The 1824-nt window shown below is 41.8% G+C and carries 1 protein-coding gene; it reads right to left on the reverse strand.

Translation table 11 applies throughout. The features are described 5' to 3' along the window. Window positions 1–33: 33 nt before the first annotated feature. Window positions 34–1653: an IS1634 family transposase gene (locus BLP87_RS16385; RefSeq protein WP_074463498.1), complete on the reverse strand. Its 1620-nt coding sequence runs from the start codon at window positions 1651–1653 to the stop codon at window positions 34–36. Between the last annotated feature and the right edge of the window lie 171 nt (window positions 1654–1824).

Here is a 1824-nt window from a genome sequence, read left to right on the forward strand (position 1 = left end):
CCTAAACTCCCGTCATTTTATACCAAGGTTTGATCATGTCGGGACATTTAACCCCATGAACTCATAGAGTTCACATTGCTTTGCTGTTATCTCAGATAGATGATGTGCCTTTCCGGGCTGCTGATAATACTCAATGGTATCCAGTTCATCAAGTAATGACTGGATTGTGTACCTGCTAAACAGACCGTTTTCATCCATCTTCTTTTTGATATAAGACACCATCTGAAGTGCTATAAACTGAATAAACAGTTTGCCTTCAAAGTTTTCTTCTGATGCGACGGACATTCGTCGCATGGAAAGCCGTTCCTTAAGGTTGCCAAAGGATTTTTCAATAAGATCCTTGAGGCGGTATATGCGCAGCGCTTCCACCGGATCTTTGATTCCATTGCTCATGAGAGCAAAGTAACCATAGTTCTTCTCAGCCTTGCGGATAGCATCCTCTTTGAAACTATAGGTTTTACCTCTTACAGGTGTCTCATGTATTATAAAGTACTTCTGATAGAGCTTTTCATCAGCTGGATCAAGAGTACCGTTTACCAGATTGTTTTCAAGACGGTCAAGCATTGCATTGAACCTTGTCTTGTCGTCAGTTGCTTTTTGGTCATTGTAATAGAAGTGGAGATATATACGCTTTTTGTCAGTGATTATCTCTCCGGTGCGTGACTTTTCTTCTGTATAGTCCCATTCTTCTTTAAATGACATGACATATAGTTTTAACTCTGAATTATAGTTATAGCGGGTAACAAAATCCGCGCGGATCTTATCAAGTATGCTGCTCACCTTGCTAAGTGAGAGTCTGGCACCAATGAGGAACTTATGGTGATGCTTCATAAGATCATTGATATTCTTCTCACTGTAGAAGCCTCTGTCCAGGACAAGCTTTAGCTTATCGAGTTTAAGGAAATCAACATCCTTTATGAGGTTCTCTATGGTTTTAACATCCGTGATGTTGCCTGCAAGCTTTCTGTAATAAACAGGGAGCATTGATTCCTCTCCATACAGAAGTGCAAGGTTTATCTGCGGAAGGGAATCACCTTCTTTGTTCTTTCCATACTTCGCCTGCTTTATAAGGGCCGAGTATGAAGAGATAGATGTTGTATCAAATGCAAGATATTCATTCAGACCATGGCGTTTTGCCTGGTACCGGAAGTAAGCCATCTTTGCTTCCTCAGTGATGAGGCCAAAGAGCTCGCTGCTTCTCTGTGAAGGGATATCCTTGCCATATGGATGCCTGTGAGTCAGGCCCCACTTATGGAACCTGTACATGGGCTGGCCTTCTTCAAGCACAAGATAATAAGCAACAGACATTATCTGCGGTGCCAAAGAGCCAAAGCATTTGCCAAGATCTGCAGCAATGCCGGTTTTGTCACATATCTCATTCAGAAGATATGTTGATCCATAAAACTGTCTGAGGCATACCTCTGTAGGAACCGGACCGGTCTTAGGTGCAACAAGACTTTGCTCATACTCAGATTTGAGACGATGATATGTCTTGTTTGGAGTAAAGACTTTGCCATCATACTTACCGATGTATTCTCGCTTATGGTCAGCGCACTGTTTTTCAGCGTTCCAAAAAGGCTTGTCGATATAAGCGTAACCGTTCTGACATCTGACTTTGCTGGTGATCCAAGGCTCATTGATTTTCAGTTCCATGGTAATTACCTCCTTGGTATAATTATACCAAGGATAAAGAGGAATCGCAAGCAAACTGGGCACTTTTGATACAATATTTTGTAGTTGCAAAGCCAGTAAGCACAAGGCTTTGCGATGATTAGTCAGATGAGTTTATACCGAATCCTTGGTATAAATTCACGGGAGCTTAGG

Origin of the sequence: Butyrivibrio hungatei, assembly GCF_900101605.1 — a bacterium.
In the GTDB taxonomy this organism is placed as follows: domain Bacteria; phylum Bacillota; class Clostridia; order Lachnospirales; family Lachnospiraceae; genus Butyrivibrio; species Butyrivibrio hungatei_B.